The organism is Bradyrhizobium sp. CCBAU 051011, from assembly GCF_009930815.1.
Taxonomy (GTDB): domain Bacteria; phylum Pseudomonadota; class Alphaproteobacteria; order Rhizobiales; family Xanthobacteraceae; genus Bradyrhizobium.
The window spans coordinates 3,562,143-3,587,644 of sequence record NZ_CP022222.1; the positions used below are offsets into that span (position 1 = coordinate 3,562,143).

The 25,502-nt window shown below is 64.0% G+C and carries 26 protein-coding genes; 15 read left to right on the forward strand and 11 right to left on the reverse strand.

Translation table 11 applies throughout. From position 1 onward, the window contains the following. Positions 1–25: 25 nt before the first annotated feature. Positions 26–880 (reverse strand): DNA-binding transcriptional regulator, encoded by an 855-nt coding sequence (locus ACH79_RS16810; protein WP_161851981.1) that lies wholly within the window; start codon positions 878–880, stop codon positions 26–28. 59 nt (positions 881–939) lie between these two features. On the opposite strand from ACH79_RS16810, the gene ACH79_RS16815 reads away from it, so the two are divergent. From ACH79_RS16815 to ACH79_RS16845, 7 genes are read left to right on the forward strand one after another with little or no spacing between them, the layout of a single operon-like run. After that, positions 940–1,758 (forward strand): HpcH/HpaI aldolase/citrate lyase family protein, encoded by an 819-nt coding sequence (locus tag ACH79_RS16815; RefSeq protein ID WP_246738570.1) that lies wholly within the window; start codon positions 940–942, stop codon positions 1,756–1,758. Next, a complete protein-coding gene (locus ACH79_RS16820) occupies positions 1,742–2,674 on the forward strand; it encodes a hypothetical protein (protein ID WP_161851982.1) in 933 nt (310 codons plus the stop codon). The genes ACH79_RS16815 and ACH79_RS16820 overlap by 17 nt, the downstream gene beginning before the upstream one ends. Positions 2,675–2,710: 36 nt before the next feature. After that, positions 2,711–3,682: a DUF6282 family protein gene (locus ACH79_RS16825; RefSeq protein WP_246738571.1), complete on the forward strand. Its 972-nt coding sequence runs from the start codon at positions 2,711–2,713 to the stop codon at positions 3,680–3,682. Between the two features lie 56 nt (positions 3,683–3,738). Beyond that, entirely contained in the window at positions 3,739–4,824 is a 1,086-nt protein-coding gene (locus ACH79_RS16830) for an alpha/beta fold hydrolase (RefSeq protein WP_161851983.1), read from the forward strand. A gap of 43 nt (positions 4,825–4,867) precedes the next feature. Further along, positions 4,868–5,839 carry a tripartite tricarboxylate transporter substrate binding protein gene (locus ACH79_RS16835; protein WP_161851984.1) on the forward strand — a complete coding sequence of 324 codons (972 nt, stop codon included), beginning with the start codon at positions 4,868–4,870 and terminating at the stop codon, positions 5,837–5,839. A gap of 16 nt (positions 5,840–5,855) precedes the next feature. After that, positions 5,856–6,617, forward strand: coding sequence for an SDR family NAD(P)-dependent oxidoreductase (locus ACH79_RS16840; protein ID WP_161851985.1), 762 nt, complete (start codon positions 5,856–5,858; stop codon positions 6,615–6,617). Between the two features lie 30 nt (positions 6,618–6,647). Next, positions 6,648–8,066 carry an aldehyde dehydrogenase family protein gene (locus ACH79_RS16845; protein WP_161851986.1) on the forward strand — a complete coding sequence of 473 codons (1,419 nt, stop codon included), beginning with the start codon at positions 6,648–6,650 and terminating at the stop codon, positions 8,064–8,066. A gap of 2 nt (positions 8,067–8,068) precedes the next feature. Here the strand turns inward: ACH79_RS16845 and ACH79_RS16850 are convergent, their stop codons facing one another. Continuing rightward, a complete protein-coding gene (locus ACH79_RS16850; protein WP_161851987.1) occupies positions 8,069–8,998 on the reverse strand; it encodes a GlxA family transcriptional regulator in 930 nt (309 codons plus the stop codon). 115 nt (positions 8,999–9,113) lie between these two features. On the opposite strand from ACH79_RS16850, the gene ACH79_RS16855 reads away from it, so the two are divergent. Further along, positions 9,114–9,953 (forward strand): dienelactone hydrolase family protein, encoded by an 840-nt coding sequence (locus ACH79_RS16855; RefSeq protein ID WP_161851988.1) that lies wholly within the window; start codon positions 9,114–9,116, stop codon positions 9,951–9,953. Here ACH79_RS16855 and ACH79_RS42980 read toward each other — a convergent pair. The 8 genes from ACH79_RS42980 to ACH79_RS16890 all read right to left on the reverse strand — a co-directional run bounded on the left by ACH79_RS42980 (position 9,948) and on the right by ACH79_RS16890 (position 18,025). Then, positions 9,948–10,112 (reverse strand): hypothetical protein, encoded by a 165-nt coding sequence (locus tag ACH79_RS42980; protein ID WP_202639391.1) that lies wholly within the window; start codon positions 10,110–10,112, stop codon positions 9,948–9,950. The two genes, ACH79_RS16855 and ACH79_RS42980, sit on opposite strands and share 6 nt — an antisense overlap. Positions 10,113–10,238: 126 nt before the next feature. Next, complete coding sequence (locus ACH79_RS16860) at positions 10,239–10,766, reverse strand: MarR family winged helix-turn-helix transcriptional regulator (RefSeq protein WP_161851989.1); 528 nt, start codon at positions 10,764–10,766, stop codon at positions 10,239–10,241. A gap of 10 nt (positions 10,767–10,776) precedes the next feature. Then, a complete protein-coding gene (locus tag ACH79_RS16865; RefSeq protein WP_161851990.1) occupies positions 10,777–11,511 on the reverse strand; it encodes an SDR family NAD(P)-dependent oxidoreductase in 735 nt (244 codons plus the stop codon). A gap of 6 nt (positions 11,512–11,517) precedes the next feature. Further along, complete coding sequence (locus ACH79_RS16870) at positions 11,518–12,030, reverse strand: aromatic-ring-hydroxylating dioxygenase subunit beta (RefSeq protein WP_246738572.1); 513 nt, start codon at positions 12,028–12,030, stop codon at positions 11,518–11,520. 1 nt (position 12,031) lies between these two features. Then, positions 12,032–13,345, reverse strand: a complete 1,314-nt coding sequence (locus ACH79_RS16875; protein WP_161851991.1) for an aromatic ring-hydroxylating dioxygenase subunit alpha — start codon at positions 13,343–13,345, stop codon at positions 12,032–12,034. Between the two features lie 11 nt (positions 13,346–13,356). After that, positions 13,357–14,319, reverse strand: coding sequence for a PDR/VanB family oxidoreductase (locus tag ACH79_RS16880; RefSeq protein WP_161851992.1), 963 nt, complete (start codon positions 14,317–14,319; stop codon positions 13,357–13,359). A 2-nt stretch (positions 14,320–14,321) separates the two neighbouring features. Further along, positions 14,322–15,866, reverse strand: a complete 1,545-nt coding sequence (locus ACH79_RS16885) for an indolepyruvate oxidoreductase subunit beta family protein (protein ID WP_161851993.1) — start codon at positions 15,864–15,866, stop codon at positions 14,322–14,324. Then, entirely contained in the window at positions 15,863–18,025 is a 2,163-nt protein-coding gene (locus ACH79_RS16890) for an indolepyruvate ferredoxin oxidoreductase subunit alpha (protein ID WP_161851994.1), read from the reverse strand. Before ACH79_RS16890 ends, ACH79_RS16885 begins: the two co-directional genes overlap by 4 nt. Before the next feature lie 280 nt (positions 18,026–18,305). On the opposite strand from ACH79_RS16890, the gene ACH79_RS16895 reads away from it, so the two are divergent. Genes ACH79_RS16895 through ACH79_RS16925 form a run of 7 tightly spaced genes read left to right on the forward strand, consistent with a single transcriptional unit; the run spans position 18,306 to position 24,781 of the window. Continuing rightward, on the forward strand, positions 18,306–19,481 hold the full coding sequence (locus tag ACH79_RS16895) for an acyl-CoA dehydrogenase family protein (RefSeq protein WP_161851995.1): 1,176 nt from the start codon (positions 18,306–18,308) through the stop codon (positions 19,479–19,481). 41 nt (positions 19,482–19,522) lie between these two features. Beyond that, on the forward strand, positions 19,523–19,918 hold the full coding sequence (locus ACH79_RS16900) for a RidA family protein (protein WP_161851996.1): 396 nt from the start codon (positions 19,523–19,525) through the stop codon (positions 19,916–19,918). Positions 19,919–19,968: 50 nt separating this feature from the next. Then, the gene (locus tag ACH79_RS16905; RefSeq protein ID WP_161851997.1) at positions 19,969–21,096 is read left to right on the forward strand and encodes a cupin domain-containing protein; all 1,128 of its coding nucleotides are present in this window, start codon (positions 19,969–19,971) and stop codon (positions 21,094–21,096) included. 10 nt (positions 21,097–21,106) lie between these two features. After that, the gene (locus ACH79_RS16910; RefSeq protein ID WP_161851998.1) at positions 21,107–22,018 is read left to right on the forward strand and encodes a fumarylacetoacetate hydrolase family protein; all 912 of its coding nucleotides are present in this window, start codon (positions 21,107–21,109) and stop codon (positions 22,016–22,018) included. Between the two features lie 9 nt (positions 22,019–22,027). Further along, on the forward strand, positions 22,028–22,675 hold the full coding sequence (locus ACH79_RS16915; protein WP_161851999.1) for a flavin reductase family protein: 648 nt from the start codon (positions 22,028–22,030) through the stop codon (positions 22,673–22,675). Positions 22,676–22,715: 40 nt separating this feature from the next. Then, on the forward strand, positions 22,716–23,807 hold the full coding sequence (locus tag ACH79_RS16920; RefSeq protein ID WP_161852000.1) for an NAD/NADP-dependent octopine/nopaline dehydrogenase family protein: 1,092 nt from the start codon (positions 22,716–22,718) through the stop codon (positions 23,805–23,807). 32 nt (positions 23,808–23,839) lie between these two features. Then, entirely contained in the window at positions 23,840–24,781 is a 942-nt protein-coding gene (locus tag ACH79_RS16925) for a 3-hydroxybutyryl-CoA dehydrogenase (protein ID WP_246738682.1), read from the forward strand. 12 nt (positions 24,782–24,793) lie between these two features. On the opposite strand, the gene ACH79_RS16930 is transcribed toward ACH79_RS16925, so the two are convergent. Next, a complete protein-coding gene (locus tag ACH79_RS16930) occupies positions 24,794–25,498 on the reverse strand; it encodes an ABC transporter ATP-binding protein (RefSeq protein WP_161856406.1) in 705 nt (234 codons plus the stop codon). Between the last annotated feature and the right edge of the window lie 4 nt (positions 25,499–25,502).

A 25,502-nucleotide genomic window follows, 5' to 3' on the forward strand; every position in this document is an offset into this window, starting at 1 on the left:
TCGCGGCGGCCCACTCCTGCCACCGCTACTCCTGCAACGACGAAACACTTGTGGCGATGTTGTCGGCAAGCGCCTTCACCAGAGGCACGTAGCGCTGGACGATGTCGGTGCGGTCGAGCGCGGAGGTGAAGTAGGTCATGCCGACGGTGGCGAGCACGCGGCTGTTGATGATGATGGGAGCAGCGATCGTGTTCGACGAGCGCGGTTCGACCATCGGGTCGCGCTCGGCAAAACCTTGCTTGCGGATTGCGGTCAGCATCGCCAGCGCGCGTTTGCGCTCGGTGGCGAGTTTGTCTTCCGCCTCCTGCGACCGCGCCAGCATGTCGAGCAGCATCGAGCGCTCGCTGATGGGACAGAACGCCAGATAGGCGCGCCCCAGCGCCCGCCCGAGCAGGCTGAGATGCGTGTTGAGCGTGCCGTGAAACGGCGAGACCGGGCTGTCGGGAATCGTGCTGAAGCGGACCACGACCGAACTCCTGTCGAGCACGGCGATGGCGATCGGCCAGTGATATTGCCGCGTGAACGCGATCGCCCATGGGCGCGCGGCCTCCACCACCAGCGGATCGCCGTGAAAGCCGTTGCTCAGCGATTTGACGCGCGAAGCAACCGCGTAACCGCCCTGGCGCCGATCATTCGCGGCATAGCCCATCGCGCATAGCGACTTCATCAATCGCACCACCGTCGATTTCGGCAAGCCGGTCGCTCTGTGCAGGCGGTCGATCGAGGTGACGCGGTGGCGGTTGAGCTCCTCCAGCAGCAGGAGCGAGCGCGAGGCGGCTTCAACCGTGTCGGACTTGAGCGGCATCAGGGATTCCACCTGGTGGAACGCGGCGGAATAGCTATGGCCGACCGGCGTCCTCCCTGCAATCGTTTTCGCCAAGCGCCACGCTGGCCTGCCCACTGAAGGCAGCCCGTGCAGATGGCCGGGGAGGAACAACCGTGTCCGGAGATATCGTCAGGCCGCATTTTTCGTCGTTCCGCCGCCGGCTCGTAGCGCGGCAGCCCGTCGTCGGCTCGTTCATCAAGACGCCGACCACGCATGCGACCGAGATTTTTGGCGCGCTCGGTTATGATTTTGTCGTGATCGACGAGGAGCACGCGCCGATTGATCGCGCGATGACCGATGTCATGCTGCTGGCCGCGCGCGCCGGCAATCTCGCCGGCATCGTTCGGGTGTCGTCGGACGATCCGGCCAAGATCCTGTCCTGCCTGGACTGCGGCGCGGCTGGTGTGCTGGTGCCCCACGTCGCTACCGTCGAGAAGGCGCGCGCGGTTGCCGCCGCCGCGCGATACCGCGGCGGACGGCGCGGTTATTCCGGCTCGTCCCGCGCCGGCGCCTATGGTGGCACGCCGATGTGGTCTCTCGTCGATGAACAGGATGCATCGGTCTGCGCGATCGCGATGATCGAAGACCGGGAAGCGCTGGACCAGATCGACGCCATCGCCGCTGTCGAAGGAATCCACGGCTTCTTCATCGGCCGCGGCGATCTCACCGTCGCCCTCGGCGCCAAATCGTCGGCCGACGCGTCCGTGAAGGACGCGGTCATCAGGATCATCGCCGCGGCGAAGAAGGCCGCCAAGCCGGTCTGCGTGATGGTCGCAAGCGCGGCGGAAGCCAGGGAGTTCGCCGAGCTCGGCGCCAGCGCCTTCATCATCTCGTCGGATCAGGGCCAGATGCGCCGGGCTGCGGCGCAAACGCTGACCGATTTCAACACTCTCGTCAAAACCACGGATGGTTCGCATGTATCACAGCTCTGATCCACGCGCTGCGCTCGCCGCCTCGCCCGTCGGCACAAAGCCCGCCGCCACCCAATTTGCAGGCGCCGAATACGCAAAGTTCTACGAAACGCCGCCGGCCGAGAATCAAAATGGCGCACGCACCTGGTATGCCCGCGGCCAGAACTTCATCATCGCCTACAGCGAGGCCGATGAGGGCGCGGTGCTAAGCCGAACCAACCAGCCCGACGAATATGTCGTGCTGCTTCCCGATCCCGGTGCGGGCGCCGAGATCGTGTGGGGTAACGAGAGCAAGGTCATTGGCGGCCACTCCATCAGCTTTGTGCCGGCGGGCGCAAGCTCCGTCACGTTGCGCGGCGCTGCCAAGGTGGTGCGCATGGTGACAACGCGATCGGAGGATCTCGCTAAGCGCTGCTCCAACGCCGCTTCCTATGCGACGCCGCATCCCAATCTGCCGCCGTTCGAGCCGTGGCCGGAGGCCGCAGGAGGGGCGAAGATCCGGACCTACAGTCTCGACGTCGCGGCGACGCCGGGCCGGTTCGGCCGGATCTTCCGCTGCTCGACCTTCATGGTGAATTTCCTCGAGCCGAAGAACGGTCCGCGCGATCCAAGCAAGATGTCGCCGCATCACCATGACGATTTCGAGCAATGCTCGCTGGCGCTGGCCGGCACCTTCATTCATCACCTGCGCTGGCCATGGACGACTGACATGGCGCAGTGGCGCGCAGACGATCATGAAAGCTGCGGATCGCCCTCCATCGCCGTGATTCCACCGCCCTCCATTCACACCTCGCAGGCTGTCGATCCCAAGCTCAACATTCTCGTCGACATCTTCTGCCCGCCGCGGCTGGATTTTTCGGCCAAGCCGGGCTGGGTGCTGAACGAGGACGATTATCCGATGCCAGCGCAGGCCGCTGCCGGCAAATCCGCTGCCTGACACGTTCTACACGTTCTACTAGAGAGGGCCCTGACCATGGCCGACACGCAAGCGTCCTATACGACCACCGTACCGCTGCCGCCGCTGTCGCGGGCGACGGAAGTCGCCGAGCTTCTGGTCGGGGCGATCGACCTGCACTGCCACAGCGGTCCGGCCGCCATGCCGCGCATTCTCGATCATCACGAGGAACTGCTCGATGCAGCGGAGGCGAAGTTCCGCGCCGTGCTGTTCAAGGATCATTTCTATGCCGGCATGCCGCATGCGATCCTGCTGGAGAAGCTGTTCCCCGAGACCAATGTAAAACTGTTCTCGGGCATCGTGCTGAACAACGCGTCGGGCGGCATCAACCCGCATGCCGTCGATCATACGATCAAGCTCGGTGGCAAGATCGTTTGGATGCCGACGCTGTCGGCAGCGAACCATATCAAGGCGATGGCGGCCGGAAACAAGACCTTTCCGAAGACCTCGCAGAAGATGCTCGATCCGATCCCGCTTTCGGCGCTCGACGCCAATGGCAAGCTCACGGACGATACGAAAAAGGTGATCGATCTCATCGCCGAGGCGGACATCATTTTGGCTGGCGGTCACCTGCCGGCCAGCGAACTACACGTTCTGTTCGACGAGGCGGCGCAGCGCGGCGTCAAGAAGATGATGGTGAACCATCCGACCTACATCGTCGGCTGCGGTGATGCCGATATCCGCCAACTCGTCGCCATCGGTGTCAAGATGGAACATTCGATCTGCATGTTCATCGAGGGCAAATCCCTGAAGTACAGCCCGGATGATCTCGCGCACCTGATCGAAGTGGCCGGTGTCGACAACACGATTCTGTCGTCCGACCTCGGGCTGCAGGGATCGCAGCGGCCGGTCGATGGTTTCCGCAGCATCACGCAGATCCTGCTCGATCTGCAGATGCCGCGGCCGGCGATCAAAAAACTCATCAGCGACAACGCCGCGCGGTTCCTGAATCTTCCGGTGATGCAGTCGGCTGCGCAAGACGCCGCCTAGCGAGGACAAGCGCAAAGACCGCGAATAGCGGCGCGCGCCAAGGGGAGGAGGTCATTATGGGTCGGGGAGATCGCGACGGCGCCGCACCGATGGTCCGCATCATGTCGCGGATCATGGCATCGGGGAGCGCATTACTGTTCGCTGCAGCAAGCCATACGGCCGTCGCCGAGGAGAACCGAAAGCCACCGATCGTCCTGGAATCGATCGGCGCGTATGAAGTGGGCGGCAAAGTCATCACAAAACCCGGTGATCCCAGCCAGACGCTCTCCTGCGACCATGGCTACGTCGAATACTTCATCCCGGCGAAACGGCGCAGCGTCGGCCTGATCATGTGGCATAGCTCCAGCACCAAGGTGTGGGAGAACCGATGGGACGGCGGCGAGGGTTACAAGAGCATTTTTCTGCGCAAGGGGTATCCCGTTTACCTCTGGGACGGCCCGCGCGTCGGTCGCGCGAACTGGAGCTGCGAGCCGATCACCTACACGCCGGATTACTTCGATCAACGCAACTTTGCCGCCTGGCGCTTTGGCGTGAACTATCTCAGCTGGCATCCGAGCCTGCAGTTTCCGACGGCAGACAAGGAAGCCTGGAACCAGGCGACGCGGGCGCGTTACGACGAGTTCGACACGCTCGAGAATGCCTTGTTGCAGGCGGAGGCCGGCGGCCAGGCCATCGACAAGATCGGTCCCGTCGTCGCGCTCACCAATTCCGCGGGTGGCTGGCGCGCACTGCTGTCGGCGCTCAAGGCCAAGAGCGACAACATGAAGGGTATCGTCGCCTATGAAACCCCGGGCTTCGTCTTTCCGGAAGGTGAGGGGCCCGAGCCGAAGCCGGATGCGCCGTTCGGTCCCAATTCCGTGCCGCTGGCCGAATTCAAGAAGCTGACGAAGTTTCCGATCCAGATGGTGTTCGGCGACTACACCGATACGCGCCCTATCTGGGCGACGTCGATCAAGGTGGCGCGGACCTTCTGCGATATCGTCAATCGCCATGGCGGGGACTGCGAGGTTCTGCTGCTCCCCGATGCGGGCCTGCGCGGCAACACGCATATCGCCTTTGCCGATCTCAATAACGAAGCCGTCGCGGACGAACTGTCCAAATGGCTGGGCCGCAAGGGCCTCGACAGGTTTGCCGGAGAATAAGTGCTTGCGTGAACGCGACACGAGCACACAGCTTGGAGGAAACATGCGCCTGCTAGCTTTCGGCCTTCTCGGCCTTGCACTTGCCATTGCGCCATCTCACCGCGCCGTCGCGCAGGAATGGCCGAACCGTCCGGTCACCATGATCGTCCCGTTCCCGGCCGGTGCCGCTGTCGATACGCTGGCACGCGCCGTTGCGCACGCGCTGAGCGAGGATTTCGGCAAGCAGTTCATCGTCGACAATCGCGCCGGAGCTGGCGGCAATCTCGGTGGGACCGCGGTCGCCAAGGCGACTGCCGACGGCTACACATGGCTGTTCGGCACGCCGGCGCCGATCGCGCTCAACAAGCTGATGTACAAGGGGCTGGCTTACGACTCCGAGCGGGATTTCATGCCGGTCATCCTCGTCGCCAAATCTCCGATGATGATCACGGCGACATCAGGCTTTCCGGCGAAGACGCTCCCCGAGCTGATCGCCTATGCCAGGCAGAATCCCGGCAAGGTCAATGTCGGCCATCCCGGCAACGGAACGCTCGGACACATCACCTCGGCCTTGATCCAGCAGTTCGCCGGCGTCGAGATGACGCACGTGCCGTATCGCGGCTCGGCGCCGCTGATCACGGACCTGCTGTCGGGACAGGTCGACGTCGCCATGGATTTCATGCCGACCTATCTGCCGCTGGTGGCCGATCGCACGATCCGTGCGCTTGCGGTGACGACGAGCCGGCGCGTGGCGCAATTGCCCGATGTGCCGACCGTGCAGGAAGCGGGATTCAAGAACTTCGAGGCGACCGCATGGTACGCAATCGTGGCTCCGACCGGCACGCCGCCCGACATTGTGGGAAAGGTGAACAAGGCGGTGAACGCCTTCCTCAGGAGCGACAAGGGCAAGGCAATCCTCGAACAAAACTCGCTGCAAGGCGTCGGAGGTTCGTCGGAAGACCTTAAGGCGTTTATCGACGGCGAACGCGACAAATGGCGTCCCGTAATCGAGACGGCAAAGATCGCGATGCAGTGAAACGAGATCGCTACACATGACGGGCATTGAAATTCCTGCGCTGTCGATTCCAAGGGTAGCGCTCGTCACCGGCGGCAATAGTGGTATCGGAAGGGCCACTGCGGCGCGCCTCGCTGCCATGGGGTCTGCTGTCGTGGTCGGCTACAACAGTCGCCGCGCGCAGGCCGAAGAAGTGATCGGTGGGCTGCAAGGCGAGGGGCATCTCGCCATGCGCATCGCGATCGACGATCCGGTTTCCATCGCGGAGGCCGCGGCAGCCGTGGACAAGCGGTACGGACGGCTCGACGTGCTGGTCAATTGCGGCGGCGCCACGACACCAGTACCTGCCAATGATCTCCAGGGACTAACGGACGAGATCTTCGACAAGACCGTTGCGCTCAACCTGCGCGGACCGTTCGCGATGGTCCGCGCCTTCCGCCCCATGCTGGAGCGCGGCAGCGAAGCCGTCATCGTGAACATTTCGTCCATCGCGGCGCGAACAGGGCTGGGGAGCAGCCTGGCTTATCTCGCCGCAAAAGCGGGCGTCGACGCGCTCACGATCGCGCTGGCAAAGGTGCTGGCGCCGCGCATCCGCGTGTTCTCGGTCTCGCCGGCCGGCGTGGACACGGATTTTGTCGCCGGCCGTACCCGCGAACAGTTGCAGAAGACCGCCGAGAGATTGCCGCTGGCCCACGTCACCACGCCAGACGATGTCGCAAGGGCCGTGATTGCCTGCATCGCCAACCTGACCAGTTCGACGGGAATTGTGCTGCCGGTGGATGAGGGCAGGCACCTTTAGGGCGCAGAATAGCGTCACGGAAAAGGAACGATGGAAAAACTGAAATTCTACATCGACGGCGCCTGGGTCGATCCGGCTGCACCATCGACGCTGGGAATAGTCAACCCTGCAACGGAGGAGATCTTCGCGCAGATCAGCCTGGGCTCGCCGCAGGATGTGGATCGGGCCGTCAAGGCAGCGCGCCGCGCGTTCGCGGCCTATTCGGTAACAAGCGTCGAAGAGCGTCTGTCCTGGCTTCAGAAAATCATCGCAGGCTTCAGAGCGCGGCTGCCGGAATTGGCGCGGATGATGACGCTCGAAATGGGCGCGCCCATCACGTTTGCGACCGAACGCCAGGCGACGGTCGCGCTGTTTCATTTCGAGGAAGCGGCGCGCGTACTCGCGCAATACCGGTTTGAGGAGCGGATGGGGAACGGCATCGTCCGCCGCGAGCCGATCGGTGTCTGCGGGCTGATCACGCCCTGGAACTGGCCGCTGAACCAGGTTGCATCCAAAGTTGCACCGGCGCTTGCGACCGGCTGCACCGTCGTGCTGAAACCCAGCGAGATCGCGCCGCTCAGTGCAATGTTGTTCGCCGAGATTGTCGACTCCGCCGGTGCCCCGGCGGGCGTCTTCAACCTCGTCAACGGCGATGGGCCCACGGTGGGCGAGGCGATCGCCGCCCACCCGGGGATCGACATGGTGTCTTTCACCGGATCGACGACGGCTGGCGTCAGGGTGGCCAAGCTTGCGGCGGATACGGTCAAGCGCGTCGCGCAAGAGCTGGGTGGCAAGTCCGCCAACATCATTCTGGCCGATGCCGACCTGAAAGCCGCCGTGATGCAAGGAGTTCACGCCTGTTACACGAATGCCGGCCAGAACTGCCAGTCACCCACGCGCATGCTAATCCCGCGTGGGCAGCGGGATGCGGCGTTCGAGGCGGCGCGTGAAGCGGTTGATGCGATTCGTCTGGGAGACCCGCTCGACCCCGCGTCCACCATGGGACCATTGGTGAGCCGGGCGCAGTTTCAAAAAGTTCAGGATCTGATCCAGTCAGGTGTGGACGAGGGGGCGACGCTGGTGGCCGGCGGAACCGGGCGGCCCGCCGAAGTCAACCGCGGATACTTTGTTCGCCCGACCGTCTTCGGCGATGTGACGCCGCAGATGAAGATTGCGCGGGAGGAGATCTTCGGCCCGGTGCTGTCGATCATGAGCTATGACAGCGAGGACGAGGCGATTGAAATCGCCAATGACACGCCGTTCGGATTGGCAGGCTTTGTGCAGTCCAAGGACGTGGCCCGCGCCCGCGCCGTCGCCAATCGCATCCGCGCCGGGCGTGTTTACCTCAACGGTGCTCCCTTCGACCGCAGCCTGCCGTTCGGCGGCTACAAGCAGTCGGGCAACGGTCGCGAGTTCGGGGTCTTCGGGTTTGAAGAATATCTCGAGGTGAAGGCCATCCTCGGCCACTAGGGTCAAGCGATCGGTCGGAAATGTCCGGGCGGATGTTTGGTGTCGCGCCGGATCAGCCGGCGCAGCGTGGAGGGCTCCGCATATCCGACCCTCCGCGCGATCTCCTCGACCGGCAGCCGCGTGGTCTCCAGCAGGAATCGCGCGGTCTCCAGCCTGATCCGCTGGATGAATTGAATCGGTGAAACGCCGCAGGTCGCTGCCATTCGCCGGGCGAATGTCCGCGGCGCCAGCGCGACGGCTGCGGCGAGTTCCTCGATCGCAAAGTCGCGCGCGATGTTGTCGCGCACCCATTGCTCGGCCTTGGCAATTTTGGGGTCCTGGCCCGCCAGATAGGTCATCGCCATGAATGGCGCCTGCGAGCGCCGCTCATCCAGCAGGAGAAAGTTGGCGCAGGCTTTCGCCAAGCGCGGTCCGGCGAACCGGGTAACGACTTCGAGCATCAAGTCCATCTGCGCCATGGCCGCGCCGGCGGTTGCGATCGGCCAATCGGCGACGACCATCTGCTCCGTCATGAGTTCGACGCGGGGATAGCGCTGCTGGAACAGCGGCGCGAACCACCATGTCGTGGTCGCCCGCCGGCCATCGAGCAAGCCCGTCTCCGCCAGCAGGAATGTGCTGGCACAGGGCGCGGCGAGCATGGCGCCGTTGCTGAACGCGCGGGTGAGCATGTCGCCCGCGCGCCGGCACGCCGGACTCTTCAACTTGCTGACCAGTTCGTCGGCCGACGGCGTGCCGAGACCGGGAACGATGACAAGTTCTATCCCTCGCAGATTGACGTCGCTGCGGCGGGAGCCGCAGCGCACCGTCGTCACCTCGAAAGGCAGAACGCGTTTCGCCCCGCTGATCCGGTTGGCGGTCGCCATGACGTCATGGGTGATGGCCGCGCTTGAAGCCATGCATCCCTCGATCTCGACAATGGCGACCTTGGTCATGTCAAAAAATGCCTGATAAATGTCATTTTTGACACTAGCCCGCCGGCCGTGAAAACGCAACGATACGCTCGAAAACATCCTCCTGTGAGTACTGATCGATCAAGGAATTGCGCCGATGCCGACCCGGTCCATGAAGCAGGACGATCCGCTCGAGGATTTCACGCGCCGTGACATCACGCTCGATGACGTCACCAAGGTCGTCTACGTCGCTGGCGCAGGGCCTGCCGTCATCGTGATGACGGAGATGCCAGGCATCAGCCCGCATGTCGCGCGGTTTGCGCGCTGGGTTCGCGACGCCGGCTTCACCGTCTACATGCCCTCGCTGTTCGGCCGCGATGGCGCCGTTCCGGGCGCGGAGGAGGGCGCTGCAATCTTTCAGCGCGCCTGTGTGAGCGCCGAGTTTCGCGCCTTGGCCTCCAACCAATCCAGTCCGGTGACGAAGTGGCTGCGATCGTTGGCTCGGTTTGCGCATGGCGAGCGCGGCGGACCCGGCGTCGGCGCCATCGGGATGTGTTTTACGGGAAACTTCGCGCTGACCATGATGCTCGAACCGTCGATGCTGGCGCCGGTGCTCTCGCAGCCGTCACTGCCGCTGAACGATCCGGCCGGCATTGAAATCGCGCCTGACGAAGTCAGGGCGGTGCGCGAGCGGCTCGAACGGGGAGATCTGACTGTCATGGCCTATCGCTTCGAAGGCGACAAGTTCTGCACGGCGCAACGCTTCGCGGCCTATGCAGACGCGCTTGGCGACCGCTTCATCGGCCGGGTGCTTCCGGACAGTGCCGCGAATACCGATCTCGCGCCGTTTTTCGCGCGCCACGTGACGACGCCGCATAGCGTCGTCACCGCGCACCTGATCGACGAGGCCGGCCAGCCGACCATCGCGGCGCGCAACGAGATCCTGGCGTTCTTCAGGCACAGGCTGGCGCCGCCACAAGGCGGATGCAGCTCATAGCGCCCCAAGCGCGCGTCGCGACGGCGCAATCGGCAGCCATTCCGGGATGCGGCGCTTGGCGAGCCAATACGGCCGCCAAAGCGAAAGCCAGGTCATGCGATCGAGCGGCGCGGTGTCCCAGCCACGCCGCACTATGTTGATCTGCGATAGGTCATGCATATGAAGCTGCCAATATGCAACCCGAGACTGCATGCTACTTGTGCGCCATCGTTAACGCGATTTCAAAGCGGCTGGCTTTGCACGCACTCATTCACGCCCGGACCATTGGTCCTTTGCGCGTCCGCCTCAAGAGTGCTTGTCCAGCCGACGCTTCAGCAGGGTCAAATGTTGCAGCAGGTCGGATTGTGCGACGGGTGACAATTCACCGATCAGGGCAATCACCCATTCCTCGTGCCGGCGCGCCATCCGGCCGAATTCCTTGGCGCCTTCCTGAGAGAGGCGCAAACGGAAGGTGCGACGGTCCTCGGAATCGACCTCGCGATGGATAAGGCCGTCGGCTTCCAGCTTCTGCACCAGCGCGGTGATGGCGCCGTTCGAGACCATTAGCAGCTCGGAGACCTCGGACATGGTCGCGCCTTCGGGCTTGCGCGTAAGCTGCGCCAGCAGATCGAAGCGGGCCAGCGTGGTGTTGAATTCTTTGCGCAGTCTTGCGTTCAGCGCCTTCTCGATCCGGGTGGCGCAGGAGAGCAGCCGCAGCCAGATGCGCAATTCCAGATGCGCGCCGTCGGATTCGTGCGCCGGCTCGACCGGCCGCAACGCTTGCCCGCGCGTGCCCTTCGGGGATCTGGCCTTTCGCTTGACTGTGGCGTCCATGGTTGTGATCTCAGATGGAAATCGATCCAATGCTGGCTCCGCCGCAGACATACAGCGTCTGTCCGGTGATGAAGTCGGCATCGGGTGAGCTGAAGAATGTAACCGCGCGGGCGACGTCGCTCGATTTGCCGAGGCGGCCAAGCGGGATCGACTGCGCCAGCTTTTTGGCGCGTTCGGATTCCGGCGACATCACGCTCTCGAACATCTCGGTATCGCCGATCGGGCCGGGCGCGACGACATTGACGGTGATTCCGAAGGGCGCGAGCTCGAGTGCCCAGGTCCGCGCCATGCCGATGATGCCGGCCTTGGTGGCCGAATAGACCGTGCGTGTGGTGGCGCCGAGCGCGGCGCGGGAAGACAACAGCACGATGCGGCCGAAGCGGGCCTGCTTCATGTTCGGCAGCGCCGCTTGTGCCAGCGCGATTCCCGCGCCGAAGTGGAGCTGCGCCAGGGCGCCGACGTCTTCGTCGTCGACTTCTTCCAGCGGCTTGGCGCGGATTGCGCCGGCGTTGTGCACGACATGGGTGATGGCAAACTTCGCGGCGATTTCCGCCGCTGCCTGCCGCGTCGCCGCCGCATCGAGCAGATCGACCTCGCGCGAAGAAAGTTTTGGATGGCTCCAGTCGGGCTTGCGCCGCGACAGCGAGATCACGTCATAGCCCTCGGCGAGAAGATCGCGCGCGATCGCAGCGCCAATGCCGGTATTACCGCCGCTGACGATCGCCGTGTGGTGGAGAGCACCCATCTTTCCTCACATGAAGAGCTGGATGTTGCCGAAGGCAGCATCGCAATTGATCAGGTCGACACGCTTCAGCTTGATCTTCAACTTGCCGTCCTCGACGCTGAGATGATGCGTCGCCCAGGCCGCATAGAGCGTCTGCTCGTCCAGGCGGGTCTCGATGTAATGCATCGGGGTCCAGGTGACGTAGCTGTTGGCGGCGGCATCGCGCGAATCCACCTGCGGCGTCTGCAGCACGTGGTGGCAGCGGCTCTTCGGTTTCTGGCTGAAGGTCCGCGCGCCCTTGAGCCGCTCGACCCGGATCGAGAGCAACAGCTTGTCCTCGTACATCAGCGAGCAGGTCAGCCGTGGATCGGTCTGATTCCATTCCAGCGGCATCCAGTAGAAGGCGTCGTCGGCGTACATATCGAGCCATTCGTCGAAACGCTGCTGGTCGATCAGCCGCGCCTCGCGCACCACGAAGTCGATCAATTCCTGATCGGTGGGGACTGCATTCTTGAGGGGAGCTTCAGCGACCATGCTCATGTCACATCCCCATCGTCATGAATTTGGTCCAGGCTCGGAACTGGTGGCGCATCGGCCACTCGCTGGTGCCGTTGACGGCCACGTTGGTCTGCCCGGCTTCGTCGGGGCTGTAGAGGCGCTGGAGGTTGACCCACTCGTTGCCGTTCGAGTGCAGGCCTTCCTGCGCGCGTTCATACATTTCGAGGTCGTCATGGCCGACGATGGAGGTCGGCGCATTGATGAGCCGGTTGTACATCAGCGTGCGCTCCAGCAGCATATCGGGCGCATCGACGAGCTGGAACGTCCAGGACTCCACCAGCGTTTTGTTGGCGGCGATCGGCTTGAAGTGCCGTAACAGCTGGATCGGACCCTTGATCATGATGTTGGGGAAATAGACGGTGTTGTGCCGGTTCTCGCCGAGGATCGCCTTGGCGCGCTCCTCGCCATAGGCCGCCGTCATCTTTTCGAAATAGCCGGGGATCGCCGAATAGTCGGAATGGATCGAGTGATGCACGCCGGTGTGGCCGTGGCCATTGTCCCAGATCCGGATGCCCATGTTCTCGAAGAACTCGTAAGGGCTCATGAAGGGGGCGATGATCTCGACTGCCATCGGCTTCTTGGTGCCGGGCGGCGCCTTCTTCCAGACCTCGACCACGGTCCCGGCCGAAGATTCGTGTGCCACCATCGGATGGCAGGTGTCGGTCTGGTTCTCGACCAGCATCTTCCAATTGCAATTGTGCATGTAGCGCAGCACGCCGCCGGCGACCTTGAGCTGGCCGACCGGCGAACGGTCGATCATGTTGTCGAAGCTAGACAGGCTTTCGCCAAAGAATTCCTCGAAGTCGAGGCCGCCGTCGTTGATCTTGGCGAACACGAAACCGCGATAGTTGCGGACATGGCGCACCGGCGTCATTCCGGTCGCGGCATGGCTCTGCTCGAAGCCGGTGTTCTCGTAGCCCTTCTTCAGGGGAATCGCGAGCAGCGAGCCGTCGGTCTTGAAGCTCCATGCATGATAGGGACAGCGGAAGAATTTTCCGGTGTTGCCGCAGGTCTCGGAGGTGATGCGCGTGCCCTTGTGCGGGCAGCGGTTGTGCAGAACCTTCACCGTTCCGTCGGTGTGGCGGACCAGCAGGATCGGCTGCGTGCCGATCGTGGTGCCGTAATAGTCACCGGGATTGGGGACCTGGCTGTCGTGGCCGACATAGACCCAGCTATTCGGGAACATGTGCTCCATCTCGAGCTGGAACACTTCCTCGCTGACATAGACGTCGCGGTGAACCTCCTGGTCGCGGACCAGGGCGCGGAGCGCCGCGGCGTTGCCGGCATATCGGGTCATGCGTTCCTCCTTCACAGGTCGAGCACGAGTTTCTTGGTCTTCGCGCGCGAAATACATATCTGCATCACCTTGTTCGACGCCTTCTCGCTGTCGCTCAGGATGTAGTCGCGATGATCGGGGACGCCCTCGATCACCGTGGTCTGGCAGATGCCGCAATCGCCGCGCTTGCAGTCATGCATCGGGTCTTCGCCGGCCTCGAGCAGCACGTCGAGGATGGTCTTACCGGCCGGAATTTCGTAGACGCGTCCGCTGCTCTTGAGTTCGACCTCGAAACTGGCATCGCCGGATTTTTCTTCCGGCGCGCTGAAGATTTCGAAATGCAGCCGTCCCTGCGGCCAGTTCATCCGTTTCGCCAGCGCGATGGCGGCTTCGATCATCGGCAGCGGCCCGCAGAGATAGAGCGGCACCTCGGGCGCAAGCCTGTTCATCAGGCCTTCGAGATCGAAGAGGCCGCCGGCCTCCTCGTCGGCATGGATGGTCGCGCTGGCACCAGCCAGCCGCTCGACCTCGCCGAGAAAGGCCAGTTCGCTACGGCTGCGTCCGGCGTAATAGAACGAGAACGGCCGCTTTGCTGCATTCAATTCGCAGGCCATGGTGAGCAGCGGCGTCACGCCGATGCCGCCCGCGACAAGCGCGACTTCATCGGCGCCTGCATGAAGCGGAAAATTGTTCGCCGGCGGCGAGATCGTCAGGCGGTCGCCGGTCTTGAGGCCGTGCATAAAGGTGGAGCCGCCTTGGCTCTTGTTTTCCTGCAGCACGGCGATGCGATAGGCGGTCGGGTGGTCGGCCGCGCGCGGCGACGTGGTCTCGATCAGCGAATAGGAGCGGCGGCCGACATCGGGCAGGTGGATGTCGATATGGGCGCCGGCAGCCCAGCCTGGCATCGGCGCGCCATTGGCGCGCGCCAGCACGAATTCACGGATGCGCGGCGTGAGTGCCTCGGCCTTCGACACCACGACTTCGAAGTGATCCATCCTCAGGCGTCCTCAAACAGTGTCTCGACGGTACGCAACGCGCCGTCGAGCTCCGCGCCATCGGCGTCCTTCAGCGCGACCTTGATCAACCGCTGCACCCATTCGGCGGCGTCGGCCCGGCCGGCCAGACGCTCGGACGCAAGCATGACCTTGTCGAATTTCGATTCGCCGCGGGAATGCGTGTCCGAATAGCCGCCGACGAGACGGCGGGCCTCGCACACGGCGGTTGCAAGTGCGACGTCGCGTGCTGCGAATTTCCCGATGCGCTGCACCCATTCGTTGAGATGGCGCATTTCGCGGGCATGCCGCAGCGTGCGGCGGCGGAAGCGGCGCAGGCCGGCGACGCCGTACAGCATCAGGAATGCCGACGGAGCGGTCGTGCGCAGTTTGCGTCCGCGATCGATCAACCGCGCGAGCCGCTCGCTGCGCTCGACCTTTTCGCCAAGAAGCGGCGGCAACAGCCCTGCCATTTCCTCGATCCGCGGATGGAAGAACTCGGTAATGGCGAGAATCTGTTCGTCGCCGGCCCGCACCTCGCGGCGCACCCGGTCAAACCGCCCCGCTCGGGTCTTGAGATCCGCGACGCGGATCACGTCGTCATAGGCCATCGCGATGGCAAGATACTTGGCAAAGGCCTGCAGCAGGCCGGTCGCGTCGCGCGGCATCGCTTCCAGGCGATGGAGATATTCGCCGCCATAGGCGACGTCCTGATAATCGACAACGCGCTGCAGGCCGGCCGCGACGATTCCGTGCACCTCTTCCGGCAATTGCCGCGCTCGCGCGACCAGCGCGTCGTAATCGGCGTGACCGATCGGCTCGAGGCGCGGAAGGTGTTTAGCGAGCGGCGGCTTCGCTGCGGGCTTGATCTTCGGATCCTGCTTGAGCGTGGCGACGGCCCGCTCGCGGCCGGCGGAGAAGGCGCGCAGGCTGGCATCGACGCCGACGCCGGCGGCCCGTATCGTTTCTTCAAAATCCTCTGTCGTGAAGGGCAGGGCGTCGGACCCCGCGAGCGCGCCGAACAGCACCGAGGACACCACGCTGCCGGTGGCGTCAGCGATCTCGGCCATGTCGAAGGCGATGAAGCGATTGGCTGCGACATTCGCCGCCTCGTAGACCTGCGATGCGTCGGCAGTGCCGTCGCCGGGCGCGGTTTTTTCGATCACGGCCAGGGAGCGGTGCGAAGAGCCGATTAGGAGCGTGCGGTCGGGCGAGACCAGCCCGCGCAGGATGGCGCGGCCGGCTTCCATCAATTCGGCGCCGATCACGATGTCGACCTTGCCCGGCGCCGGCATCAGCGACAGCACGGGGTGACGGTCGGGTTTGCTGGCGTCGGGCGCGATCATCTCGATGTAATAGATCGTGGCGCCGGTGCGCTGGGCGACGCCGGGCACCGAGGTCGATTGCGCGAACCAGCCGCGCCGCTCGGCCAGCGCCACGATCCAGTCGACCAGCACGCCGCCGCCCTGGCCGCCCATCGCGAGCACCGCAACGGTGATGGGCCGTGCCTGACTGAGCGCGACGGAGGAGGGCGCTACGGAGACGTTCATACCGCCTCCTGTTGGAACATGATCCGCCGTCCCGCCCGCCAGCGCTGCAGCGCGCCGATCACACCCCGCCAGATGCGGTCGAGCCGCGCTTCGAATGCTGACGGATTGGAAACGATGTCGGCACGGTAGAAGGAAGGACACAGCACGGCGGCGTCGGCGACCTCGCCGCAATGCCCACAGCCCACGCAGGTATTGTCGACCGCCGCGACCGGATTGTCCTTTAACGGGTCGGTCGTCGGCTTCACCGACAGCGACGGGCAGCCGGACAGGCGGATGCAGGCGTGGTCGCCGGAACATACGTCGTCATCGACGCCGAAGCGCTCGCGCACGATGCGCTCGCCGCGTTTGGCGGCAGCCGCGACCAGCGGTTTCACGCGCCGCTGCTTGTTCAGCATGCACTCCGAGGAGGCGACGATGATCTTCGGGCCCTTTTCCTCCGTGGTCAGCGCCTCGCGCAGCGTGTCGCGCATACGGGTGACATCGTAAGTGCGGTCGATCTGGCGTACCCATTTGGCGCCGACGCCCTTCACCGCCTCGACGATCGGATGCTTGGTCGAGCGCGAACGGTTGTCGGCGCGGGAGGAGGGGATGTCCTGCCCGCCGGTTGCGGCGGAATAATAATTGTCGACCACGACGATCACCCCGTCGTGCTGGTTGAAGACAGCGTTGCCGACGCCGCTGGTCAGCCCGTTATGCCAGAAGCCGCCGTCGCCCATCATCGAGATCGAGCGCTTGCCCGCGGGAACGTTGAAGGCGGAGGCCGATGCCGGGCCGAGCCCGTAACCCATGGTGGTGGCGCCGATATTGAACGGCGGCAGGATCGAGAACAAATGGCAGCCGATATCGGCGGCGATATGATGCGGGCCGAGTTCCTTTTCGACCAGCTTCATCGCAGAAAAGATCGGCCGCTCCGGGCAGCCGGTGCAGAAGCCCGGCGGGCGCGGCGGCACTACGTCGGCGAGCGCGCGGATCTTCTCATCGACCTCGGTGCGGTCGATGTTCGGTGCGCGCGCGGCGTCCGACAAGATATCCGGGCGCCAGCGGCGGATGAAGGCGCCGATCGCTTCGCCCGTCACCTGCGCGGTGTACTCGCCGGCCATCGGGAACAGGTCCTTGCCGTGCAGCTTGGCCGGAATGTCGGCATTGCGCAGGATCTTGTGCAGCGCCTGCTCGATGAATTCGGGCTGGCCCTCCTCGACCATCAGCACGGCCTTCTTGCCGCGGCAGAAGTCGATCACCTCGCGGTCGACGATCGGGTAGGTCACGTTCATCACATAGAGCGGCACCCGCGTCTCACCCCAGATGTCGGCAAGGCCTGCCTCGCGCAGCGCGGTGATGACGCCGTTATACATGCCGCCCTGCATGATGATGCCGATATCGTCGATATCGCCGTCGAACGTCTCGTTCATGCCGCGTGCATGGATGAATTCGACCGCTGCGGGCCAGCGATGCTCGATCTTCTCCTTCTCGTGCAGGAACGAGGCCGGCGGCAGCACGATGCGGTTGGTGTCGCGTGACGGCTGATCCAGCGCGCGGGAAAGCGGAAAGGCGGGACGGACGTTGTCGCGGGTGGCGAACCGGCCATGCACATGGCAGGCGCGGATCCGCACTTCCAGCATCACAGGCGTATTCGACGCCTCTGACAGCTCGAAGGAATCGTGCACGGCCTTGACGATGGAGGCCACGTTGGGCCGCGGATCGACCAGCCAGAGCTGCGACTTCATCGCAAACGCGTGCGAACGCTCCTGCATGATGGAGGAGCCTTCGCCGTAATCCTCGCCAATGATGATGAGCGCCCCGCCGGTGACGCCGCCCGAGGATAGATTGGCGAGCGCGTCGGACGCGACGTTGATGCCGACCGGCGCCTTGAAGGTGACCGCGCCGCGGATCGGATACATCACGGACGCGGCCAGCGTCGCCGCTGCCGTCGCTTCGCTCGCGCTGGATTCGAAATGCACGCCGAGGTCGGAGAGGATATCCTGCGCGTCCGACAGCACGTCCATCAGATGCGAGATCGGGGCGCCCTGGTAGCCGGCGACGTAACTGACGCCGCATTCAAGCAAGGCCTTGGTGATGGCGAGGATGCCTTCGCCGCGGAATTCCTGGCCGGCGCCGAGCTTGAGGTCCTCGACCTCGCGCGCGAAAGAGCGTTCTGCCATGCTCGCCTCCAAGGCCTTGCCCGGAACTCTGGGATGACCGAATATAATTTTAGACATCAAACAAAAATGATGTCAATCGGGCCGGCGGGTTCACAGGCCTCAAAAACACCGATCGCGCATTTGTGCGCAGTTTCTAGCCTGTTTCGTAGGCTTCGTGCGCAGCCGCCGCGCTTCCGATGGGCGCGCGGCTCGCTTGACAGGATATTTTAGACATGAAACATTATTGGGGCGCGCTGCGCTTGGCGGTGTGCGCCAAAAGCGGCCTTTGCGGGAGACTAGTATGACCCCGGTTTCGCCATTACGCGGGCCGTCGCGCGAACATCTCGCGTGGCCGTTCTTCGATTCCCGCCACAGCGAATACGCTGCCGCGCTCGATGCATTTGCTGCCGATCTTGGCGATACGCACGGCCATGACGTGGACGAGACCTGCCGTTCGCTGGTCCGCAGGCTTGGCGCCGCCGGATTGCTGGAGGCGTCCGTTGCGGGCGACCAACCTGATGCGGTGATCGATTCCCGGCTGATTTGTCTCGCCCGCGAAACGCTGGCCTGGCACAGCGGGCTCGCCGATTTCGCCTTTGCGATGCAGGGGCTTGGCACCGGTGCGGTGGCGATTGCCGGCTCGCCCGAACTGCGCGCACTGGTGCTGCCGAAGGCGCGGCGCGGCGAATGGGTTGCCGCCTTTGCCCTGTCGGAGAAGGAAGCCGGTTCCGACGTTGCCGCGATGGCCTGCAGCGCCCGGCGCGAGGGCGACCACTACATCCTGGATGGCGAGAAGACCTGGATTTCCAACGGCGGCATTGCTGACGTCTATACGCTGTTTGCCCGAACCGGCGAGGCGCCGGGTGCGCGGGGCATTTCAGCCTTTGTAGTGTTGCCGGACGATCCCGGCTTTTCGATCGCCGATCGCATCGATGTGATGGCGCCGCACCCGCTGGCGACGCTGCGTTTTGAGGGCTGCCGGATTCCGGCGAGCCGGCTGTTGGGTTCCCCGGGTGAAGGTTTCAAGATCGCGATGCGCACGCTCGACATCTTCCGGGCATCGGTCGCAGCCGCAGCGTTGGGTTTTGCCCGCCGCGCGCTCGATGAGGCCGTGGTGCATGCCCGGTCACGACGGATGTTCGGCGGCGTGCTGGGCGACCAGCAATTGACGCAAGCCACGCTCGGCGACATGGCCGCCGACGTCGATGCCAGCGCGCTTCTCACTTATCGGGCGGCGTGGCGGCGCGACGTGCAGAAGGCCTCCACGACGCGCGAAGCAGCGATGGCCAAGATGGTTGCGACGGAAGCCGCGCAGGCAGTGATCGACCGCGCCGTACAGATGTTCGGCGGCCGCGGCGTGCGCTCTGGCGAGATCGTCGAGCAGCTCTATCGCGAAATTCGCGCGTTGCGCATCTATGAAGGCGCGACCGAAGTCCAGAAACTCATCATCGGACGCGACGTCCTGAAGGCGATCTAGCCGTACGGCTTTCCAGTCGCGTCCTGCTACGGGAGTTGAGAATGTTCGAAGTCTTGCAGCCGCCCGGTTGGGCCAAGCCGAGCGGTTACGCGAACGGCATCGCCGCGCGGGGCAAGATGATCTTCATTGCCGGCCAAATCGGCTGGAACGAACAATGCAAGTTCGAGTCGGACGATCTGGTGGATCAGATCGGCCAGACCCTGAAGAACGTCGATGCGGTTGTGCGCGCCGGCGGCGCCGCACCCGAGCATATCGTGTCGATGACCTGGTTCCTGCTCGACCGCAAGGAGTATTCAGCGCGCCTGAAGGAAATCGGCGTTGTCTACCGCGGCGTCATGGGCCGTCACTTTCCGACCATGACGGCGCTGCAGGTATCGGGGCTGGTCGAGGATCGCGCCAAGGTCGAGATACAGGCGATTGCGATGATACCCGATTAGATGAATTGACAGGCGATGCCGGAAACGGCGCCAACTCACAGGAGGGCGGCATGGCAACGAAAGCTCGTGAAAACCACCGGGAAGACGTGGCCGGGCGGGCCAATGTCGAGGATACCCCTGAACTGCTCGCCTACTATGACGAACTCGAAAGGCTGGAGGCGGGCGCGCTCTGGACGGTGGCGAACAAGATCGAGCCCTGGCAACCAAAATCATCCTCCGTTCCGGTCTTGTGGCGTTATGAAGATCTTCGCGCGCATGTGCTGCGCTCCGTCGAACTGGTATCACCGGAAAAGGCCGGGCGGCGCGTCATCTATCTGAACAATCCCGGCCGGCGCGAGCACGCCGCCGCGGTCGGCTGGCTCTATTCCGGGCTGCAGGTGATGCATCCGGGCGAGGTCGCATCTGCCCACGCTCATTCGGCCTCCGCGCTGCGCTTCATCATGGAAGGCGAGGGCGCCTACACCATCGTCGACGGTCACAAGATGACGCTTGGCGCCAACGATTTCGTGCTGACGCCGAATGGCACCTGGCACGAGCACGGCGTCTCCAGCGACGGCACGCCCTGCATCTGGCAGGACGGCCTCGACATTCCCCTGGTCAACACGCTCGAAGCCAATTTCTACGTGGTTCATCCCGATCTGCAGCAGAGCGTCGGCTATCCCGTCGACGATATGACGCACACCTGGGGGAGTCCCGGCCTGCGGCCGGCCGGCGCCGAGTGGTCCAAGGGATATTCGCCGCTGCTGAAATATGAGTGGGGTCCGACCTACGAGGCACTGCAGCGCTACGGCAAGGCCACCGATGGCTCGCCATACGACGGCGTTCTCATGAACTATGTGAATCCAGTGACCGGCGGTCCGGTGATGCAGACCATCGGTGCATCGATGCAGATGCTGCGGCCGGGCGAGAGCACCCGAGCGCACCGTCACACCGGCAGTTTCATCTATCAGGTCGCCAAGGGGCGCGGTCACTCCATCATCGACGGCAAGCGCTTCGACTGGAAGGAGCGCGACATCTTCTGTGTTCCGTCCTGGGCCTGGCATGAGCATGTGAACGGCTCGGCCAGCGAGGATGCCTGCCTCTTCACCTTCAACGACCTGCCGGTCATGCAGGCGCTTGGCCTCTATCGCGAGGAAGCGTTCGGCGACAATGGCGGCCGCCAGCCGCTCGTAGCCTAGGAGAGCAGCAGTGCGTCTTGTTACTTATCGCAGCACCGTTGAAGCCGCCGCGCGTCTTGGCGCTGTCGTTGGTGATCTCGTTTTGGACGTCGAGAAGGCCGGGCAGCATGCCGGGCTTGCGCTTCCTTCGTCGATGCTCGATTTCATCGATCTCGGGCCGGCCGCACTGGCCGCGCTCAAAAAGATACTGAACGAAGGCAAGAATAACTGGCCCGTCGGCGCCGCCTTGCCGCTCGCGAACGTCAGGCTGCTGGCGCCGATACCGCGTCCGCGCAAGAACATTTTTGGCATCGGTCTGAACTATGTCGAGCACGTCGCGGAATCATCGCGCGCCCTCGATACCGCGAAGGACCTGCCGAAGCAGCCCATCATCTTCTCGAAGCCGCCGACCAGCGTCATCGGGCCGGATGAAGCCATTCATCACAACAAGGCGATCACGCAGCAGCTCGACTGGGAGGTCGAGCTTGCAGTCGTGATGGGGCGAACCGCGCGGAGGGTATCGGAGGCGGACGCACTCGACTTTGTGTTCGGATACAGTGTGATGATCGACGTCAGCGCCCGCGACAATCGCCGCGCCGGTCAATGGATCTACTCCAAGGGACAGGACACCTACGCGCCGTTCGGGCCGTGCATCGTCACCGCAGACGAAATCACCGATCCACACGCGCTCGATCTCTGGCTGACGGTGAACGGCGTCGAGAAGCAGCGCTCCAACACGCGCCACATGCTGTTCAAGGTGCCGCTGCTGATCGCCGACATTTCGGCCGCGATGACGCTGGAGCCGGGAGACATCATCGCGACGGGCACGCCCGAAGGCGTCGGCGCGGGGCGCTCTCCGCAGGAATGGCTGTGGCCGGGCGATGTGGTGGAAGCCGAAGTGACCGGCATCGGCCGGCTGCGTCATCCCGTGGTGGCGATCTGAGAGGCCGACATGATCTTCGACATGGAGACGCTGGAAGCGCAGAACCGCTACAAGATCCTGACGGCCACGGTGACGCCGCGGCCGATCGCCTGGATCACCACGCTCTCCGCGAGCGGCGTGATCAACGCTGCGCCTTTCAGCTTCTTCAACGTGATGGGACATGAACCGCCCACCGTCGCGATCGGGCTTCTGGCGGGCTCGGAACGCTTCAAGGACACGGCGGCAAATATCCTCGACACCGGGGAATTCGTCGTGAACCTCGTCGCCGAAAGCAACGCCGAGGCCATGAACATCACCTGCATCGATGCGCCGCCGGACATCGACGAACTGAAGCTCGCCGGATTGACGCCGGCCGCCTCGCAGGCGGTGCGCCCGCCGCGTATCGCGGAATCGCCGGTGTCGTTCGAATGCCGCGTCCTCACGTCGCTGGTGACAGGGCCGCGGCAGACCGCCGTCATCGGCCGCGTGCTCCGTGCCCATGTCGACGATGCCGTGATCCTGGACAAGGAACGCTGCCACATCGATACGCAGGCGCTGCACCTGATCGCCCGTATGCATGGCAGCGGCTGGTATGCGCGCTCCACCGACCTGTTCCAGATCGATCGGCCGACCTGGGCAGCGTGGCAGGACAAGAACGCCAAGGCGGAACCTGCGTGACAGGGTTTCCGATGCGTAGGTCGACGAAGCGGAGGACATCTTGAAGATCGCAGTGTTGGGTGGAGGAAACGGTTCGTTCGCGGCCGCCGGGGACTTCGCTTTGGCCGGTCACGAAGTCCGGCTGTGGCGTCGAGATTCGAAAGACGTCGAGGCGCATCGGGCGCAGGGCGGCACGATAACGGTCATCGACCGGTCTGGCCGCAGAGAAGTCCGTCTCGCGGCGATCACGTGTTCGATCGCGGAAGCCATCGAAGCCGCCGACCTCATCCTGTGTCCGGCGCCTGCGTTCGCCCAAGAATCTATCGCCAAACTGGCCGCGCCGCATTTGCGCGACGGCCAAGTCGTGTTTCTGCCGCCTGGGACGTTCGGTTCCTACATCTTCGCCCGCGCCACGAAAGACGCGGGCAACCGCGCGGCAATCGCAACCGCGGAGACCGGGACGTTGCCGTGGCTGGCGCGCAAGCAGGGTCCTTATACCGTCCGCATTTCCGGCAGGGGCGCACGGCTGCCGACCGGGGTATTTCCGCTGCGCCTCGCCCCGCATGCGCTCGATGTGATCGAACGCGCGTTTCCGAACGCCATCGAGCCATGCGGCGATGCGCTTTCGGGGGCGCTGATGAATGCCGGTCCGATCATCCATCCGCCGCTGATCACGATGAATGCCGGCCCGATCGAACATTTCGACAAGTGGGACATCCATAAGGAAGGTACCCAACCGGCGATCCGCCGCGTAACGGACGCGCTCGATGCCGAACGCATCGCCATCCGCGAGGCGCTTGGTTACAGAGCGCCGCATTTTCCGTTGGCCAACCATTACTCGAAGGATGGCGAACCCTGGATGTATGCGCGCGACGCGCACGACCAGCTCACGGATTCCGGCGACTGGTCCGAACGCCTCATCCTCGTCGAGCATCGCTACATGCTGGAGGATTTGCGTCTCGGCTTGTCGTTCCTCGCTTCTGTAGCCGGTCTCGTTGGTGTGCAAACCCCGCTCGTGAAGGCGTTCCTCGCGATCGGTTCCGCCATCACGGGACAGGATTTCGCGGTGACGGGCCGCAGCCTGTCATCACTCGGCCTCGGCGATCTCGACCAGACCGCATTGCAGACCCTTCTGACTGAGGGCTTCAGATGAAACCGGTCATCGGATGTCTCGGCGCCGGACGGATGGGACGCGGCATTGCCGTCGTATTCGCGTTCGCCGGCCACAAAGTCGTCGTTATCGACTTCAAGGAACGGGAGGCGTCGGCATTTGACGCACTGGCGGCCGAAGCCAGGGCTGAGATTCGCTCGACGCTGGAGATCCTCTCACGCATCGATCTGCTTCCGGCCGAGCTCGTGCCGACAATTGCCGAGCGCATTACGATCGTGCCTCGGCAGGAGGCGGGTGCAGCACTGCCGAGCTGCGATGTCATCTTCGAAGGAATGCCGGAAATTCTCGCGCTGAAGCAGGCGGCGCTAGTCGAGGCCTCGCGGTTGGCGGGCGAGCGCCCGATCATCGCTTCGACCACGTCGACAATATTGGTCGACGATCTCTCCGGATCGATCGAGCATCCCGGCCGCTTCCTCAATGCGCACTGGCTCAATCCGGCCTATCTGGTGCCGCTGATCGAATTGTCACCCGGGCGGCTCACCGCGCCGGAGACGACGACGCGGATGAAGGCGCTGCTCGAGGGCATCGGCAAGGTGCCGGTCGTCTGCGCGGCGCGGCCGGGCTTCATCGTTCCCAGAATTCAGTCGCTGGCGATGAACGAAGCGGCCCGCATGGTGGAAGAGGGTGTCGCCTCGGCGGAGGATATCGACAAGGCCGTGATCTACGGCTTCGGATTCCGCTTCGCGGTGCTGGGCCTGCTTGAGTTCATCGACTGGGGCGGCGGCGATATCCTGCATCATGCCAGCCGCTATCTGGTCGAGGCGCTCGGCGACAGCCGTTACGCCGCACCTGACATCATCGCGACGAATATGCGCGATGGGCGGATCGGCATGAAGACCGGGCAGGGCTTCATGAACTATGAAGGCGTCGACTTGGCCGCCTACCGCGAGCAGCGCCTTGCGGCCTTTGCGTCGGCGCTGCGGGCCATGGGTTTGGCGCGCGAACCGGTCGCTTGATGCGCCGTCGCTTCAGTGACCGCCGAGATAGGCCGCGATCAGTTTTGGGTCGTGGATCAGCGTGTCCGCCGGGCCAGACTGGATGATCTCGCCGGTTTCCAGCACATAGCCGTAGTCCGCGGTCTCCAGCGCTGCGCGGGCGTTCTGCTCGACCAGGAGCACCGAGACGCCGAGGCTTCGCAGCGAGGCGATGGTGCGGAAGATTTCGCGGACGATCAGCGGCGCCAGCCCGAGGCTGGGTTCGTCGAGCACGAGCAGTTCCGGCTTCGCCATCAGCGCGCGGCCGAGCGCCAGCATCTGCCGCTCGCCGCCCGATAACGTGCCGGCGGCCTGCTTGCTGCGCTCCTTCAGCCGCGGGAAGCGGTCGAACACATCGTCGAGGCTTTTGCGCGTCGTCGAGCGGTCGCGCAGGCTGTAGGTGCCGAGCAGCAGATTGTCGGCCACCGACATGTCGGCAAACAGCTCGCGCTTTTCCGGCACGAGACAAAGGCCGCGCTCGACGCGGCCCTCGACGTCGATCTTCGCGAGATCGGCGCCCTGAAACACCATGCGTCCGGTCGATTTCAGCATACCAATGGCCGCCATCAGCAGGGTGGTTTTGCCGGCGCCGTTCGGGCCGATCACGGTCACGATCTGCCCTTGCTCGACGGACAGCGAGACGTTTCGCACCGCCTCGACCTTGCCGTAGGCGACCGACACATTCTCGATCGAGAACATCTGT